The following is a 14,027-nucleotide window of genomic DNA, read 5'->3' as shown; positions in this document are numbered from 1 at the left end:
AAACAGACTGAATGGTTGGTTTGTTGTTTTTAATCATTTCCATTGCATATAATTTATCATTAAGGTTTCACGCTACGGAATGTACCCAGTTGATTGTAGGTTTATTCTTTAGTAGTATATTAGTAAGTGTATCAAATAAATAACTACACATATACATCAATATATGCGGATATGTATAATTGTGCACATATCCGTACGTTACCAACTATTTTGAAAAACATAAATAACCAATGAAAAAATTATTCTCAATATTGATTATTTCTGCCCTTTATTCGTGCGGAGGGGCGAAATACAATTACTTTTTCGATGCTGGAAAACAATTGGACTTTAGTGATGGAAAATGGATTTTAAATAGTACCAAATCGAATTCAAGAATATTTGATACCGAGCTTTATGACAATTCACTAAAAGAGTTCAAAAAAATTCTAGGAGATTCTTTAATAGAAATGAACGACTTAAGAAGTACAAAATTGGTGGCACCAAAAATTAAATTTGACTTAACCGATTCAGATTTAAAAGAATTAAAAAGAGATACCGACTGTGATTACCTAATAAATATAGGCGGAAACGTTATTAGTGATGGCGCAGGAACATTGTCTTTTCCCAATCAAAACGATAATTCAAGTAATAGGGCATCTGTTTCAATATCAATATACGACCTAAATACAGAAACTCTTATCTCATCTTCTCAAGTCTATGGAAAAACAGAAAATCAAGAGTCAATTTTCCCTGATGATAATCAAATACCGACAATTAATCCTAGTTCCCATATGATTATGCTAAAAGGGGCTGAAAAACTTATCCGAAAATACAAGAAGAACCAGTTGAAATATTGAAAATCGCACAATGGACTTTTTACTCAGGCGCAACTGCTGAGTAGTTGGTCTTCTTACAGGGGAGTAGTTGAAAAACTATAAGGAGAAGGCTAACTCGGACAAAAAAAAACAGTTGGTAACAAAACCTAAACGTAATGCGGACTTTTGGGCTAGAACGAATGCTTTGTGTATTTTTATGAAGTCGCAAAATCTTTAGGATTTTGCTTTGAACAAGAAAAAATAAACCAAAACAAAAAGCTTTTGCTTCGTGCGCAGACGGAAACGAAAAGTTTCCTTACTACCGCACTTCGCTTAGCCGAAACGTTAGCAAATATTTAAAAAAACAAAATGACCAATTTCAAAATTATAGTAGTTTTCTTATTATTTCTAAACGTTAGTTTTTCTCAATCCTTAGAAGAAACGATTGAATGGATAGGCAGAAATTCAAGTGGAAGAGAACAGATTGAGTACGACAAAAACCAAAACATACTATATTTTTTTTCCGTGCGTCAAGCTGGTAACAGCCAAGCTACTTTTGTAAATGAAATAAATCCAGTCGATGTAAACTCCATAAGCTTGAAATATGGACAAGATGGTTGGAATTCCGTTAAGCTAAATTTTAAAAAAGGCGGTACTATCGTAAAAAAGTATTATTTAAATGAAAATTCAGACATCGAAGGAGAGCCATCCGAAACAAAAATGTATGGATTTGATATTTCCTTAAATTGCAGCAAAGAACTAATAGAGAAATATAAAAAAGCATTTTTGCATCTATTTAAAGAACTTGGAATAGAAGTAAAAGATGGCGATTACTTTTAAATTACCGCGCATCGAAGAATTGAAAAAGTCTAAGAATAATGGTTTGGATTGCTAGAATAATTTTAGGGATTTTACTACTTATTTTCATTAGGAAAAGACCTAATTTAAGTATCCTTCTAGGAATTGGACTTTTTATACTTTACGTGAATGACGATAATGATTCAAAAGGTCATGTAAAAAAGAATATTAACATTGAACAAAATATCAATAAAGTTTCCCAAGAAAATTACCTCAATACATTAGAATTAAATAGTTCAAATTCTGAAAATCACAAACCCAAAAAACAGTCTTATGAACGGTTTTCGGAAGAAAGTATTGAAAGAATAAATTATGAAGAATTTGAGACTAAAAAGGAGAATTACAAGGTAAGGGTTGGAGCTGTTTGTAACGACGGAACTATTTCTAAGGCAACTGGGCGTGGAGCATGTTCCCATCATGGCGGAGTAGCTTATTGGCGATATGAATAAAAAACATTTGCTAACAATGGCTATAGCAAATAGGGCGAAAAGTGCTATATTTAATGGCTTGAGCTTGTTTACTAAGTCCGCCAAATCTTTTGGATTTGGCAATTGAAAAGTAAAAAATAATTACAAAACAAAAAGCTCTGGCTAGCAGACCAGACGGAAACGAAAAGTTTCCTTGCCTGCCCTACTTGCCATAGCCGAACCGTTGTGCGTCATCTAAAAAAACAACGTTCTGAAAATCAATTTTAATAAAAGAAGGGTGGGTAGCTTTCCAAATAAATTATTTTTTTGTCCAGTTTATTACTTAAAAAACTGGACATTTCACTATATTTGAAATAAATTAAAATCATTGAAAGTAACTGATTATATAAGGAATACAATAGATAGGCTACCTAAAGGATACGTATTCACCTATGAGGACTTTAATATTGATGTAAAAAAAAAAGAAGCAATTATTAAAGCTCTGAATCGTATGGTTGATTCTGGTAAAATTTCCAAACTAGCTAAAGGGAAATATTTTAAACCTGAAAAAACACCTTTCGGTATTCTTCAACCTAATCAAGAACAAATAGTAAAAGACCTACTCGATGAAGATGGAAAAACCGTAGGATATCTTACAGGATATAGCATATATAATAGATTAGGATTAACTACACAAGTTAGTAACGTAATACAAATTGGAAAAAATCAAACTCGCCCTAAATTTAAAAGAGAGCGTTATACTATTTCATTCATCAAACAAAAAAATATTATTACTAAAAAGAATATTCCTCTATTACAGATTTTAGACTCTATTAAATACATCAAAAAGATACCCGACACGAACGTAAAAATATCTTGTCTACGATTTTTGGAAATACTTAAGAAGTTGAATTTAGATGATAAGAAAGAATTAATACGACTATCTCTAAAATATCCGCCATCAACAAGAGCATTACTAGGAGCATTACTGGATGAATTACAAGAAAAAGCTATAACATTAACTTTAAAAGAATCACTTAATCCTATTACCAAATATGAGTTATCAAATGCAAATGAAGTATTAAGTAAATCATCTGACTGGAATATATTATGAAACTTCATCAAGATAAAAAACTATTTAGACAAGCTGTTCAGTTTACATCTGACCAAATGCAAATACCAGCAATATATGTTGAAAAAGATTATTGGGTAACATATGCCCTTTTCAATATATTCAATGATAAAATTGGTAGTGATACAGTTTTCAAAGGAGGTACTGCCCTATCCAAATGCTTTGGTATAATTCAAAGGTTTTCAGAAGATATAGATTTAGTTGTCTTAAGAAGAGAAGGAGAATCTAATAATAAACTTACAAACAAAATAAAAGCGATTAGTAAAGTTGTTAGTGCTGTACTGCCTGAAATAGATATTCCTGGTTTAACACAAAAAATGGGAATGAATCGTAAAACGACTCATTCTTATAGTAAAGAGTTTCAAGGCGATTATGGTCAAGTTAGAGATGCTATTGTAGTTGAAGCTACTTGGTTAGGATATTTTGAACCATATACAACAAAAAGTTTATGTTCTTTTGTAGGACAAATGATGATTGATAACCAACAGATTGAAATAGCAAATGAAAATAATTTACTTCCTTTTGACGTACTCGTTTTAGAACCAATTAGAACAATTTGCGAAAAAATTATGAGCTTGGTACGCTTCTCTTATAGTGAAAATCCAATTGAAGCTTTGAGGAATAAAATAAGACACGTTTATGATTTAAACCAATTGTTATTGGAAAAAGAATTATTGAATTTCTTTAATACAAAAGAATTTGATGATATGTTATTGAAAGTTGCTCAGGACGATGTTTTAAGTTTTAAAAACAATAATAAGTGGTTGAAAAATCATCCTTCTTCATCTCTAATATTTGATGAGCCCAAAAAAGTTTGGAGTGATTTGAAACCAACATATGAAACTGATTTCAAAAACTTGGTTTATGGTAATTTTCCTGAAGAAAAGGAACTATTAAAAACTTTGGAAATGATTAAAACGAGATTATTGTCAGTTGATTGGAAAATAAAAATAGATGATGAATAAAGACGAACGCACAACAATGTATAAAAATAATAGCGGTTTTATCGCTAAAACGAAAGTAAGTAATATAAATAAGGTCTGTGTTTAACCGAAAAGCTAGCGTATTTCAATCCGCTACTATTCTTATACGAGACCGTTGGCATTAATTGTAAAAATATTCCCCAGGAGTTCAAAATTCCGCAGATGGAATGTTTAGAATTTGACGAAATTTCGGACGGAATTCATACTCTGACGGATTTGAAAAACTGTACGCGGAACTTGTCACTCTTTCGCAATGGAAACGCGGAGTGATTTCTAACTCTGTAGGAATGTTAAATAGACCGAACGGCGGTCAATTTTTTTAGGTATTTTAGAAAAACAAAATTTCAGACTTTTTCAATCTTATGGAGATGGAAGAAAATTGAGCAAATAACAATTATATAAACCAAAAATAAATGAAAATCAAATTCTTCTTATTAACCTTTGCTCTTATAGCCTTGTTAAGTTGCAAAACCAATAAACTGATGCATTCTTCAACACTAGGAAATGAAATGTTTAAAGTGGCAATTCTATATCCGAACGATGAAGGAAAAACTTTTGACATGGATTATTATGCAAACAAACATATGCCTATGGTGGCAGAATTTTTGGGCGAAAATTTAAAATTTTATGAAATTGATAAGGGCATAGCAGGTCGAACCCCGAATGATAAAGTGCCTTATTTGGCTATCGGTTATTTTTATGTAAAAAATGTTGCTGAGTATAACAAAGCAATAGGACCAAATATAGATGCAATAATCGGAGACTTTAAAAACTACACTAATATTCAGCCTACTATTCAAATAAGCGAAGTCAAAAAACTGGGTTTCAACAATGCTAAATAAATAGACCAAAACTTAGCGGATACGGCATACTCAGACGAAAAAAACAAATGCTAACAAAGAACTGAGCTGAAAAACAAATAATATTTAGCTCAATCTACCTACATGATTTCTATCGTAATCCAAACCTGATTTAGCTATTCCGTAAGCTTGTTTAATAAGTTTATTACAGACTGCGATCAAAGCCAATTTTTTGCTTTTACCTTTTAAGACTATTCTATCATATAATGCCTTGCATTGAGGGTTATGGATACATGCTGTAAAACTGCACAGAAAAAGATGGTTCCTCACTAGAGAATCTCCGGTTTTACTTATTCGGGACTTTCCTCGGATACTACTGCCCGAACTTCGCTCGTTCGGGGCAAGACCGAAATAGGAGGACAACTGCCGTGAACTTTCAAAATCCCGAAAACCGTTCGTGGAAACGATCAAGAGCATAGCGGTCTTTCTACCAACACTCGGTATAGTGTTCAATCTTGTATAAAGCTCCTGTTCGTTCGCACGTATCAATTTTTCGATCTCTGCCTCTAGCAAACCGATCTCTTTGTCCAGGATCCTCAACTGACGGACAATGGAACGCATTAGCTTGCCCTTGCCACGTTTACTCGTGGACATGGCGTGAAGCGTATTTTTCAAAGCCGTACGTTGCTTGAAATAAAGGCGCACGACTCCTTGAAGGGTCTTGCTCTCCACAATATAATCAGGCTCTGGCGACCATAGCTCCATTGCCTGTTCTTCACCATAGCGACAGATCATCTTGGCATCGCTCTTATCCGTTTTTACCTGATTCAGTTTCATCTGTATAAAACGCTTGATGATCAAGGGGTTTATCATCGAAACACGTAAACCGTTATTGAAAAGGTCAATGGCAAGTTGGTGGTGATAGCATCCCGTAGCTTCCATTACGCACCAATGATCGGCGGTTATGCTCTTTCGGAACAACTTGAAACCATTTTCATCATTACAGTATTGGATATGGCCTCTCTTGGAATCATATACATCGAAAACATCTTTCGAGATGTCTATACCCACAAAAATTGTACTTTTATTCATATCATTAAATTTTTAAAGAACAAACACTAATACTATACATCATCCTAGAAACAGGTTCTTATGACCTAATGAACTGATCGTATTTGAATAGTAAAAGAGCAGGGATTTTCTTTGTTGACGGAATCTGAAGTTTCTAAACCTAAAATAACCTTACTCTGCTCTTTTGTTCTTTTGTTAAACTATAAAAGATAACAGATTACTAACTTAGGAAACCTAAACGTAATGCGAACTTTAAGGCAAAACCGAAAGGTCTGTGTATACCTGCCTGCCGGCAGGCAGGTTTATATAGTCGCTAAATCTTATGGATTTAGCTTTGGACAAGAAAAAATAAAACTAAACAATAAGCTTTAGCTTCGTTGGCAGACGGAAACGAAAAGTTTCCTTGCCTCCGCACTACGCTTAGCTTTGACGTTATGCTTCATTATCAGAAACCGCTAACCAATGATAAATTTCTTTAGAAAAATTAGACAAAAAATGCTAACTGAAAACAAATTCGGCAAATACCTAATATATGCACTAGGAGAAATAATACTTGTTGTAGTTGGCATTTTAATTGCCGTTGCTATAAACAATGGTCAACAGAATAAAAATTTATTAAAAAAAGAACAAACATACCTCAAAGGATTGCAGGAAGAATTTAAAACGAGTAAGCTAAAACTAAATGAGCTACTTGAGGTTAATAAACAGAACTATTTGGGTGCTAAAACGATAATGGAAAACATTTCAAATCCAAATATTTCATTAAATGAAAAACAATTCTCAGAATTATTATTCCGTTCGTTTTCTTCAGATATTTCATTTAACGCTAATAATTCGCTATTAAATGAGATTATTAATTCTGGTAGTTTAAAAGATATTACAAATAGTAAACTTAGAATAAGGTTAACAAATTGGAAATCGACTTTAGAAGATATAGCGAGACAAGAGGAAGAACTCGGCAATCAAAGAGTAAAAGTGCTTGATATGTTTAGAACAAACAAAAACAGTATTAAAACTATTTTTGAGCAAACAAATCCCAATTCAGAAATAAATTTTCACCAGACAAAAAGTAGTGTAAGTAATTTGAATTTATTAGAATCACTGGAATTTGAAAATAATATTTTAATGTTTTATTTGACCAGTAAAGCAACAGAAACATCACACTATGATCCACTTATGAAAGAACTGAATTCAATTTTAGAATTATTACAAACAGAAATTAAATAACGAAAGCACGACAATGGCTATAGTAATTGCTTGTTCTCGCCTACTTTGAAAAGTTAAGTGCTAAACCAAGCAACTACTCATAGCAGAAGCTGTTACCCACAATTATGAAAAACTATTTACTTCTATTAATCATTTCGACTTCATTTTATTCTTGCAATCAACAAGTAAAAAAAGAAAGAGGAAATATAGTTTTGGGCGACACCATAACTACAGCTAGCGGATTGAAATATATTTTTTTAAAAGAAGGTAATGGCAAACAGATTAGAACAAATTCAAGAGTTGAAGAATCAATGGATTTATACCTAAACGAATCTGATACTATTTTTTGGTCCACGTCAACAGAAAAGGATTCGATTATTGGATTTATTCATGGCGTGACCTCAATGATTTCAGGATTTGAAGAGCTCAATAACTATTTAGTAGAAGGGGACGAAGTAATTGCGATTTTACCGGATTCCATTGCTTACGGAAAAGAGGGTGGTAATGGAATGCCTCCAGGTACTACTTTAGTTTATAATCCACTAAAAGTGAAAAAAGTTTCTGAACCTAAAAACCTAATAAACGATACACTACAAACCATTGTTAAAACTAAAGGCTCTAAGGCGGCAATCAATTTCTATCAAAGCGTTATTAATAGTAAAATGAAGAATGAATTTCATACTGATACTGAAATTCTATTTATTTTACTTGATTCACTCACAGACCAAAAACTATATAAAGAAGCGGAAAAATTATCTATACATTTTGCAAAAATAGCAAAAGAAGATTCTGCACTAGAAACCTTTGCATTTTATGAAATGTTGGCCTTGGAGGAACAAGGTAATTTCAACCAAGCAATGTTGATTGTAGAAGCACAACTGAAGAAAGAATCAAATTGGGAATGGTGGAATGATAAAAAGACGGATTTAGAAAAAAAGCTAGACTCATTAAAAGCTAAATAATCATTAATCTGACTAAAAAATAACTGTGGTTAACAATACTTATAGCAAATAGGGCGGGAAGTACTAAATTTAAAGGCTTGGGCTTATTAACAAAGACCGCCAAATTTTTAAATTTGGCTTTTAAATAAATAAAGATAAAAAGTAAAATTCAAAAAATTCGGCTCGTGTTTAATCCGAAAAGTTAGGGTTATTTTACACGCTACGTTTCATATACGAGACCGACAGCATTAATTTTAAAACGACCAATGATTAATAAAAAGATATTTCTATTTGCAAGCGTTCTCTCCTTGTTCATCTTTAGTTGCCAAGATTTGGTTGATAAACAAGAAGCTAGCGCGCAAAAAAAATATACCCTTTGGTATGAAAAACCTGCCAGTCATTTTGAAGAATCTTTAGTTCTTGGAAACGGGAAAATGGGTGCAAGCATATTTGGAGGGGTACAGGTAGACTCTATTTATCTCAATGATGCCACACTTTGGTCTGGTGAACCTGTGAATCCAAATATGAATCCCAATGCCCATGAATATATTGATGATGTACGAAAAGTACTTGAAGATGAAGAATATCAAAAAGCAGATGAGTTAATTAAGAACATACAAGGTTCCTATTCTCAGTCTTTTGCTCCGCTAGGCACCCTATTTTTTGAATATGACCATGATGAACATAAATCAGAAAATTATCGCAGATCTTTAAACATAAGTGACGCCACCTCTGAAGTATCCTATCAAATTGACGGAGTAAACTATGTTCGGGAATATTTTATTTCGCACCCTGATAACGTTATGGTCATAAACCTAAAAAGTGATGCTTTAGGTAAGTTAAACTTTACAGCAGATTTTTCTAGTCTTCTAAAGTTTACGACTACAGTAAATGAGCCTATTCAAAAAACAGACGGCTATGCTCCTTATCGTTGTGAACCAAATTACAGCTCAAACATTGAAAACCCTGTTCGTTTTGACGATTGTCGTGGCATCCATTTTTCAAATTATGTCAAGATAAATAATACGGACGGGAAAGTGTCTTTTGAAGGATCTAAACTAATACTTTCAGAAGGTTCATTTGCTCAGATTCTTGTATCGGTAGCTACTAGTTTTAATGGTTTTGATAAAGATCCTGTTAAAGAAGGGAAACCGTACAAAGAAATTGCACAAAGACAATTAGATAATGCTTCAAAGAAAGCATATAAACAATTATTAAGCGATCATCTTGATGACCACCATGCTTTGTTTAATCGGCTTACGTTTCAATTACAAGAAATAGATACACTTAATTTACCTACGAATAAGCGATTGATTCGTTATAGTAAAGGAAAACAAGATAAAGGGCTGGAAGAACTGTACTTCCATTTCGGTCGATATTTATTGATTGCAAGCTCACGGACTCCTGGTGTACCTGCCAACTTACAAGGCATTTGGAACCCATACCTTAGACCACCTTGGAGTAGTAATTATACAACAAATATAAACGTAGAAGAGAATTATTGGCTCGCTGAAGTAGCCAATTTAAGTGAATGCCATTTTCCCTTGCTTAGTTGGATAGAAAATTTGGAAGAGACAGGAAAAATTACAGCCCCCACTTTTTATGGTGCACGAGGTTGGACCGTAGGTCACAATTCTGATATCTGGGCAATGAGTAATCCTGTCGGTGACTTTGGAAATGGCCACCCTGTTTGGGCAAACTGGAACATGGGCGGAGCATGGCTTAGCACTCATTTATGGGAACATTATTTATACAATCAAAATTTAGATTTTCTAAAACAGAAAGCATATCCATTAATGAAAGGAGCCGCCTTGTTTTGTATTGATATGATGGTGAAAGATAAAAAAGGGAACTGGGTTACTTCTCCATCGACCTCTCCCGAAAACATGTACGTTACTTCAACTGGATATCGTGGTGCTACATTATATGGGGCAACATCTGATTTAGCAATTGTCAGAGAGGTTTTTAATAATACCATTAGGGCAGCTGAAATTCTGGATACTGACCTTGCCTTTCAAAATGAATTAAAGGAAAGGCTTAATGAACTTCATCCTTATCAAATAAGCAAGAAAGGTGGGCATTTGTTAGAATGGTATCATGATTGGGATGATGACGATCCTCAACACCGTCATCAGTCGCACTTATTTGGGCTATATCCAGGACATCATATTTCACCAGAAAGAACCCCTGAACTAGCCGAGGCCGCCAAAAAGACTTTAAATATAAAAGGCGACAAAAGTACAGGCTGGTCACAAGGTTGGAGAATAAACCTTTGGGCACGGTTAAAAGACGGCAAAAGAGCCTATAAATTGTATAGAGAATTACTGAACTATGTTGACCCGACAGGTTTGGAAGCTAATAACTCGAATGCTGGAGGAACTTATCCCAATTTGTTTGATGCACATCCTCCATTTCAAATTGATGGAAACTTTGGCGGAGCGGCAGGAGTTATGGAAATGATAGTACAATCAACAGAAAAAAGTATTCATCTTCTTCCTGCTATTCCCGATACTTGGCAAAAGGGAAAATTACATGGGGTTAAAGCCAGAGGAGGGTTTGAATTGACTTTCAGTTGGGAAAATAAAAAGGTGACAAACCTTACCATCTTCTCTAAAAATGGAGGCAAAACAATTGTTCATTGTAATGGCGAAACCTATGAGGTATCATTAAAAGAGAACCAAACAATTCAAATTATAGCGTAAGCATAATGCTAACAAAATGTATAAAATATTAGGCGGAAAATACCATATTTAAAGGGTAATATAATTAATTATAGAAATCGTCGCTTAATATGGTTGTAGTGCAATTTACATTACGATTCATACTTAAATCGTAAAAATCTATTAACAACATAGATTCACTGCCAAAAAAAAGAGGTTCAAATCAATGTACACCACAAAACCAACAAAAACTATCCTAAAAACAGATCGGCTCACCTTGATCAGTAGTTCAATATGGCGTTGGTTTAAGAAAGTGATTGTATTGGTTATTTTTTCTTTGGTAATTAACCATTTAGCGACACCAGAAAGCTTTCCTGCTAGTGATTCATATAGATTCCCCATTGAAGGTTTTTTGACATCTATTGTTTTGTGTGTTCTCATAGGTATCATAACCGAGGTTAACTTTCAATATTACAAGAAAAAGCATTTCTACAAAAAAGTTGAAATGGTAACCATCATATGGTTTATGGCTTCAACCTTAGGATACATTACACTTATGTATATTCCTATAAATTTTATTTTAAGTATAGTTGCAGGCGAAGATATTGAGTTCTATTATTTACTAATTGGTTTGCTAATCACCTTACTGTTGAGTTTTATTCTTATAGGGTTATCGTATGCCCAAGACGTTTACAATTTATATAAGTCATCTATAAAAAATGCTGTTGTGACTATAGAAAGCGGTGCAAAAACCACAAAGCTCGCTTATGAAAATATTGCATGCTTTTATAGTGAAAACAAAATAGTATTTGCTGTTAAGAATGATGGCACAACGATAAGCACTGATTTTATATTAAATGAGCTAGAAGAAAAAATAAACAATCAATTGTTTTATAGAGCCAATCGGCAAATTATCGTTCACAAAGATGCTGTAGAAGAAATAGAAAAAATTGAGAATGGTAAATTACGTATTCAATTAAAAGCTACTATTGAAAACGATGCTATTAAAGAAATAAATATCAGTCGGTACAAGCGAAAGGAATTTATAAATTGGTTTCAATAAAAAATACCGACTATTCAGTTATTAATTTACTACCATTCAGTAAGAACATAAGTAATTAAAAGGGTTCTCAGCGTTTTTGTTCATTAATTCGGTTAGAATATAAAACCAACAATAATGAACAAAGTTACCTTTCGCCAAATAATAATTCCATTAATTACCCTTGCAGTAATCTGCTTTATATGGTTTGGTCCACTACAATTAAGTTATATAATAAACATCGTTGTTTCTTTAATAATCATCTTATCAAATTATATAGAATACAAAGGAAAAACATTTTCAGCCCTAGGCTTTCGACGAGAAAAATTCACAATAAAAAACATCTTCATCATAGCACCTTTACTTGCTTTAGGTCTCTTTATTTTTTATGTCTTTTTACTAGTTCCCGGAATTACAAAACTCACAGGAGTTCCCATAGATTATTCAAGTTTTAAGGAATTAGAAGGAAACTTTTCCGCATGCTTTGTTGCCTTATTAATCGTGTGGGCTAATGCTGGGTTTGGAGAAGAAATTATTTTTCGTGGTTATTTTATGAGACAATTTGTAAAATTCTTTGGAGAAAGCAAAGTAAGTATTATTCTTAATATCGTCTTATTGGCTTGTTTTTTCGGCTTCATGCATAGTTACCAAGGAATTACCGGACAAATTGTTGCAGGTACCGTCGGAGGGCTCATAGCGCTGATATTCTACCTTCGCAAATACGATTTATGGTTTGTAATTGCCGTACATGGTTTTTTTGATACCATATCGTTGATTTGTATTTACTACGGATTGGCATAATGATAACTGGAAAAATTAGTTACATCATGACCTAACCTGATTAGATATTAGCTGTGTTTTATTTCATTAAAATAGAAAAGTGAACACCGTACTAACTTAGTAAGACCAACAACAAATCAGATCTCAGTTTTAATGAAAGGTTTACGTTTTACATTTTTGCAGGCATACACGTAAAACGTAAATCTCACTAAGTTCGTAGTGGAAAACAAAGATTAGTTTATTCTAACCTTATTTTTATAGTACCAAAAAACAAACCACTTAGTTTGTTTAGTGCCTAAAACACCTATTTAACTTCGTACGCTTTGCATTATATCGATATAAGTGCGATTTCTGTCGGTACTTTCAAAAATTCTCAATTCCTTTAACTAGTAAAAAACAAACCGGTTGGTCGGTTCGTCATTTTTAGTGCTCTCTCGTTATTCATCAGAGCTTTTCTTTCAAAACACTCCCTTGTTATCCCATAAAATATCTAAAACCTTCTCATATTTTAATGGAATGTAACAATAAATTGTATTTTTCAAATTAGTGAAACTGTTATAATTTCCTACTTATTAGTATCTTACCTTTCTATGCCAGATAAAATACATCTTGAAAATATCTTGTTTTTAGATATTGAGACCGTACCAGAAAAGAGCTCGTTTGACCAGCTAGATGACGCCACCAAAGAATTATGGGCTCATAAATCTCAGTACCAACGTAAAGATGATGTAACGGCAGAGGAATTCTACGAGCGTGCTGGCATATGGGCAGAGTTCGGTAAAATCATTTGTATATCTGTTGGTTATTTTACATTTCAAAAAGAGGTTCGTAGTTTTAGAATAACGACATTTTATGGTGAAGAAGCGAAACTTTTACAAGATTTTAAAGGTTTATTAGATGAGCATTTTAACCATATTAAAAATGTACTTTGTGCGCATAATGGTAAAGAATTCGACTTTCCGTATATCGCCAGAAGAATGATTATTCACGGTATATCGTTACCTCAAAAACTAGATTTATTTGGCAAAAAACCATGGGAGATTCCGCATATAGATACTATGGAGCTTTGGAAATTTGGTGACTACAAACATTATACTTCGCTAAAACTTATGGCTCATGTGCTAGGCATACCTTCACCTAAAGAAGATATTGATGGTAGTATGGTTCGCGTAGTATATTATGAGGAAAACGATTTAAAGCGTATTGTTACCTATTGCGAATTAGATGTGCTAACTACTGCGCAAGTATATTTGAGGTTAAGAAATCAAGATCTTTTAACAGATAACGAGGTAAAGAAAGTAGCGAATTGATAGAATCGCGTTAAAATTAGCATCCATCCATATAAAAATAGCACTA

General features: G+C 33.2%; 14 protein-coding genes. 12 read left to right on the top strand and 2 right to left on the bottom strand.

Features of this window, described 5'->3' with window-relative positions:
* Positions 1-230 precede the first annotated feature (230 nt).
* The 6 genes from DFQ03_RS02235 (at position 231) to DFQ03_RS02210 (ending at position 5,016) form a co-directional block, all read left to right on the top strand.
* On the top strand, positions 231-836 hold the full coding sequence (locus DFQ03_RS02235) for a hypothetical protein (protein WP_133671399.1): 606 nt from the start codon (positions 231-233) through the stop codon (positions 834-836).
* Between the two features lie 327 nt (positions 837-1,163).
* On the top strand, positions 1,164-1,634 hold the full coding sequence (locus tag DFQ03_RS02230) for a hypothetical protein (RefSeq protein ID WP_133671398.1): 471 nt from the start codon (positions 1,164-1,166) through the stop codon (positions 1,632-1,634).
* A 38-nt stretch (positions 1,635-1,672) separates the two neighbouring features.
* The gene (locus DFQ03_RS02225; protein ID WP_133671397.1) at positions 1,673-2,101 is read left to right on the top strand and encodes a hypothetical protein; all 429 of its coding nucleotides are present in this window, start codon (positions 1,673-1,675) and stop codon (positions 2,099-2,101) included.
* 346 nt (positions 2,102-2,447) lie between these two features.
* Positions 2,448-3,173, top strand: a complete 726-nt coding sequence (locus DFQ03_RS02220) for a type IV toxin-antitoxin system AbiEi family antitoxin domain-containing protein (RefSeq protein ID WP_133671396.1) — start codon at positions 2,448-2,450, stop codon at positions 3,171-3,173.
* A complete protein-coding gene (locus DFQ03_RS02215; protein ID WP_133671395.1) occupies positions 3,170-4,156 on the top strand; it encodes a nucleotidyl transferase AbiEii/AbiGii toxin family protein in 987 nt (328 codons plus the stop codon). Before DFQ03_RS02220 ends, DFQ03_RS02215 begins: the two co-directional genes overlap by 4 nt.
* A gap of 431 nt (positions 4,157-4,587) precedes the next feature.
* Positions 4,588-5,016, top strand: a complete 429-nt coding sequence (locus tag DFQ03_RS02210) for an EthD family reductase (RefSeq protein ID WP_133671394.1) — start codon at positions 4,588-4,590, stop codon at positions 5,014-5,016.
* 84 nt (positions 5,017-5,100) lie between these two features.
* On the opposite strand, the gene DFQ03_RS02205 is transcribed toward DFQ03_RS02210, so the two are convergent.
* Positions 5,101-6,066, bottom strand: a complete 966-nt coding sequence (locus DFQ03_RS02205) for an IS110 family RNA-guided transposase (RefSeq protein ID WP_133671393.1) — start codon at positions 6,064-6,066, stop codon at positions 5,101-5,103.
* 441 nt (positions 6,067-6,507) lie between these two features.
* On the opposite strand from DFQ03_RS02205, the gene DFQ03_RS02200 reads away from it, so the two are divergent.
* From DFQ03_RS02200 to DFQ03_RS02190, 3 genes are all read left to right on the top strand, one after another.
* Positions 6,508-7,272 (top strand): DUF6090 family protein, encoded by a 765-nt coding sequence (locus tag DFQ03_RS02200; protein ID WP_133671392.1) that lies wholly within the window; start codon positions 6,508-6,510, stop codon positions 7,270-7,272.
* Positions 7,273-7,376: 104 nt separating this feature from the next.
* On the top strand, positions 7,377-8,213 hold the full coding sequence (locus tag DFQ03_RS02195) for an FKBP-type peptidyl-prolyl cis-trans isomerase (RefSeq protein WP_133671391.1): 837 nt from the start codon (positions 7,377-7,379) through the stop codon (positions 8,211-8,213).
* A gap of 245 nt (positions 8,214-8,458) precedes the next feature.
* Complete coding sequence (locus DFQ03_RS02190; RefSeq protein ID WP_133671390.1) at positions 8,459-10,894, top strand: glycoside hydrolase family 95 protein; 2,436 nt, start codon at positions 8,459-8,461, stop codon at positions 10,892-10,894.
* Positions 10,895-11,035: 141 nt separating this feature from the next.
* Here the strand turns inward: DFQ03_RS02190 and DFQ03_RS18980 are convergent, their stop codons facing one another.
* Positions 11,036-11,254, bottom strand: coding sequence for a hypothetical protein (locus DFQ03_RS18980; RefSeq protein ID WP_243834395.1), 219 nt, complete (start codon positions 11,252-11,254; stop codon positions 11,036-11,038).
* Positions 11,255-11,378: 124 nt separating this feature from the next.
* On the opposite strand from DFQ03_RS18980, the gene DFQ03_RS18975 reads away from it, so the two are divergent.
* From DFQ03_RS18975 to DFQ03_RS02175, 3 genes are all read left to right on the top strand, one after another.
* The gene (locus DFQ03_RS18975; RefSeq protein ID WP_243834394.1) at positions 11,379-11,915 is read left to right on the top strand and encodes a LytR/AlgR family response regulator transcription factor; all 537 of its coding nucleotides are present in this window, start codon (positions 11,379-11,381) and stop codon (positions 11,913-11,915) included.
* Positions 11,916-12,029: 114 nt separating this feature from the next.
* A complete protein-coding gene (locus DFQ03_RS02180) occupies positions 12,030-12,692 on the top strand; it encodes a CPBP family intramembrane glutamic endopeptidase (RefSeq protein WP_133671388.1) in 663 nt (220 codons plus the stop codon).
* 569 nt (positions 12,693-13,261) lie between these two features.
* A complete protein-coding gene (locus DFQ03_RS02175) occupies positions 13,262-13,981 on the top strand; it encodes a 3'-5' exonuclease (protein ID WP_133671387.1) in 720 nt (239 codons plus the stop codon).
* Positions 13,982-14,027: the final 46 nt, after the last annotated feature.

It is taken from the genome of Maribacter caenipelagi (assembly GCF_004364175.1).
Lineage (GTDB): Bacteria > Bacteroidota > Bacteroidia > Flavobacteriales > Flavobacteriaceae > Maribacter > Maribacter caenipelagi.
This window is presented reverse-complemented; position numbering and strand designations above follow the sequence as displayed.

What these genes read in the sequence shown, in the direction of transcription:
- DFQ03_RS02235 (WP_133671399.1), top strand. Translation starts at nt 231, where the DNA reads ATGAAAAAATTATTCTCAATATTGATTATTTCTGCCCTTTATTCGTGC.
- DFQ03_RS02230 (WP_133671398.1), top strand. Translation starts at nt 1,164, where the DNA reads ATGACCAATTTCAAAATTATAGTAGTTTTCTTATTATTTCTAAACGTT.
- DFQ03_RS02225 (WP_133671397.1), top strand. Translation starts at nt 1,673, where the DNA reads ATGGTTTGGATTGCTAGAATAATTTTAGGGATTTTACTACTTATTTTC.
- DFQ03_RS02215 (WP_133671395.1), top strand. Translation starts at nt 3,170, where the DNA reads ATGAAACTTCATCAAGATAAAAAACTATTTAGACAAGCTGTTCAGTTT.
- DFQ03_RS02210 (WP_133671394.1), top strand. Translation starts at nt 4,588, where the DNA reads ATGAAAATCAAATTCTTCTTATTAACCTTTGCTCTTATAGCCTTGTTA.
- DFQ03_RS02205 (WP_133671393.1), bottom strand. Translation starts at nt 6,066, where the DNA reads ATGAATAAAAGTACAATTTTTGTGGGTATAGACATCTCGAAAGATGTT.
- DFQ03_RS02200 (WP_133671392.1), top strand. Translation starts at nt 6,508, where the DNA reads ATGATAAATTTCTTTAGAAAAATTAGACAAAAAATGCTAACTGAAAAC.
- DFQ03_RS02195 (WP_133671391.1), top strand. Translation starts at nt 7,377, where the DNA reads ATGAAAAACTATTTACTTCTATTAATCATTTCGACTTCATTTTATTCT.
- DFQ03_RS02190 (WP_133671390.1), top strand. Translation starts at nt 8,459, where the DNA reads ATGATTAATAAAAAGATATTTCTATTTGCAAGCGTTCTCTCCTTGTTC.
- DFQ03_RS18980 (WP_243834395.1), bottom strand. Translation starts at nt 11,254, where the DNA reads ATGGGGAATCTATATGAATCACTAGCAGGAAAGCTTTCTGGTGTCGCT.
- DFQ03_RS18975 (WP_243834394.1), top strand. Translation starts at nt 11,379, where the DNA reads ATGGCTTCAACCTTAGGATACATTACACTTATGTATATTCCTATAAAT.
- DFQ03_RS02180 (WP_133671388.1), top strand. Translation starts at nt 12,030, where the DNA reads ATGAACAAAGTTACCTTTCGCCAAATAATAATTCCATTAATTACCCTT.
- DFQ03_RS02175 (WP_133671387.1), top strand. Translation starts at nt 13,262, where the DNA reads ATGCCAGATAAAATACATCTTGAAAATATCTTGTTTTTAGATATTGAG.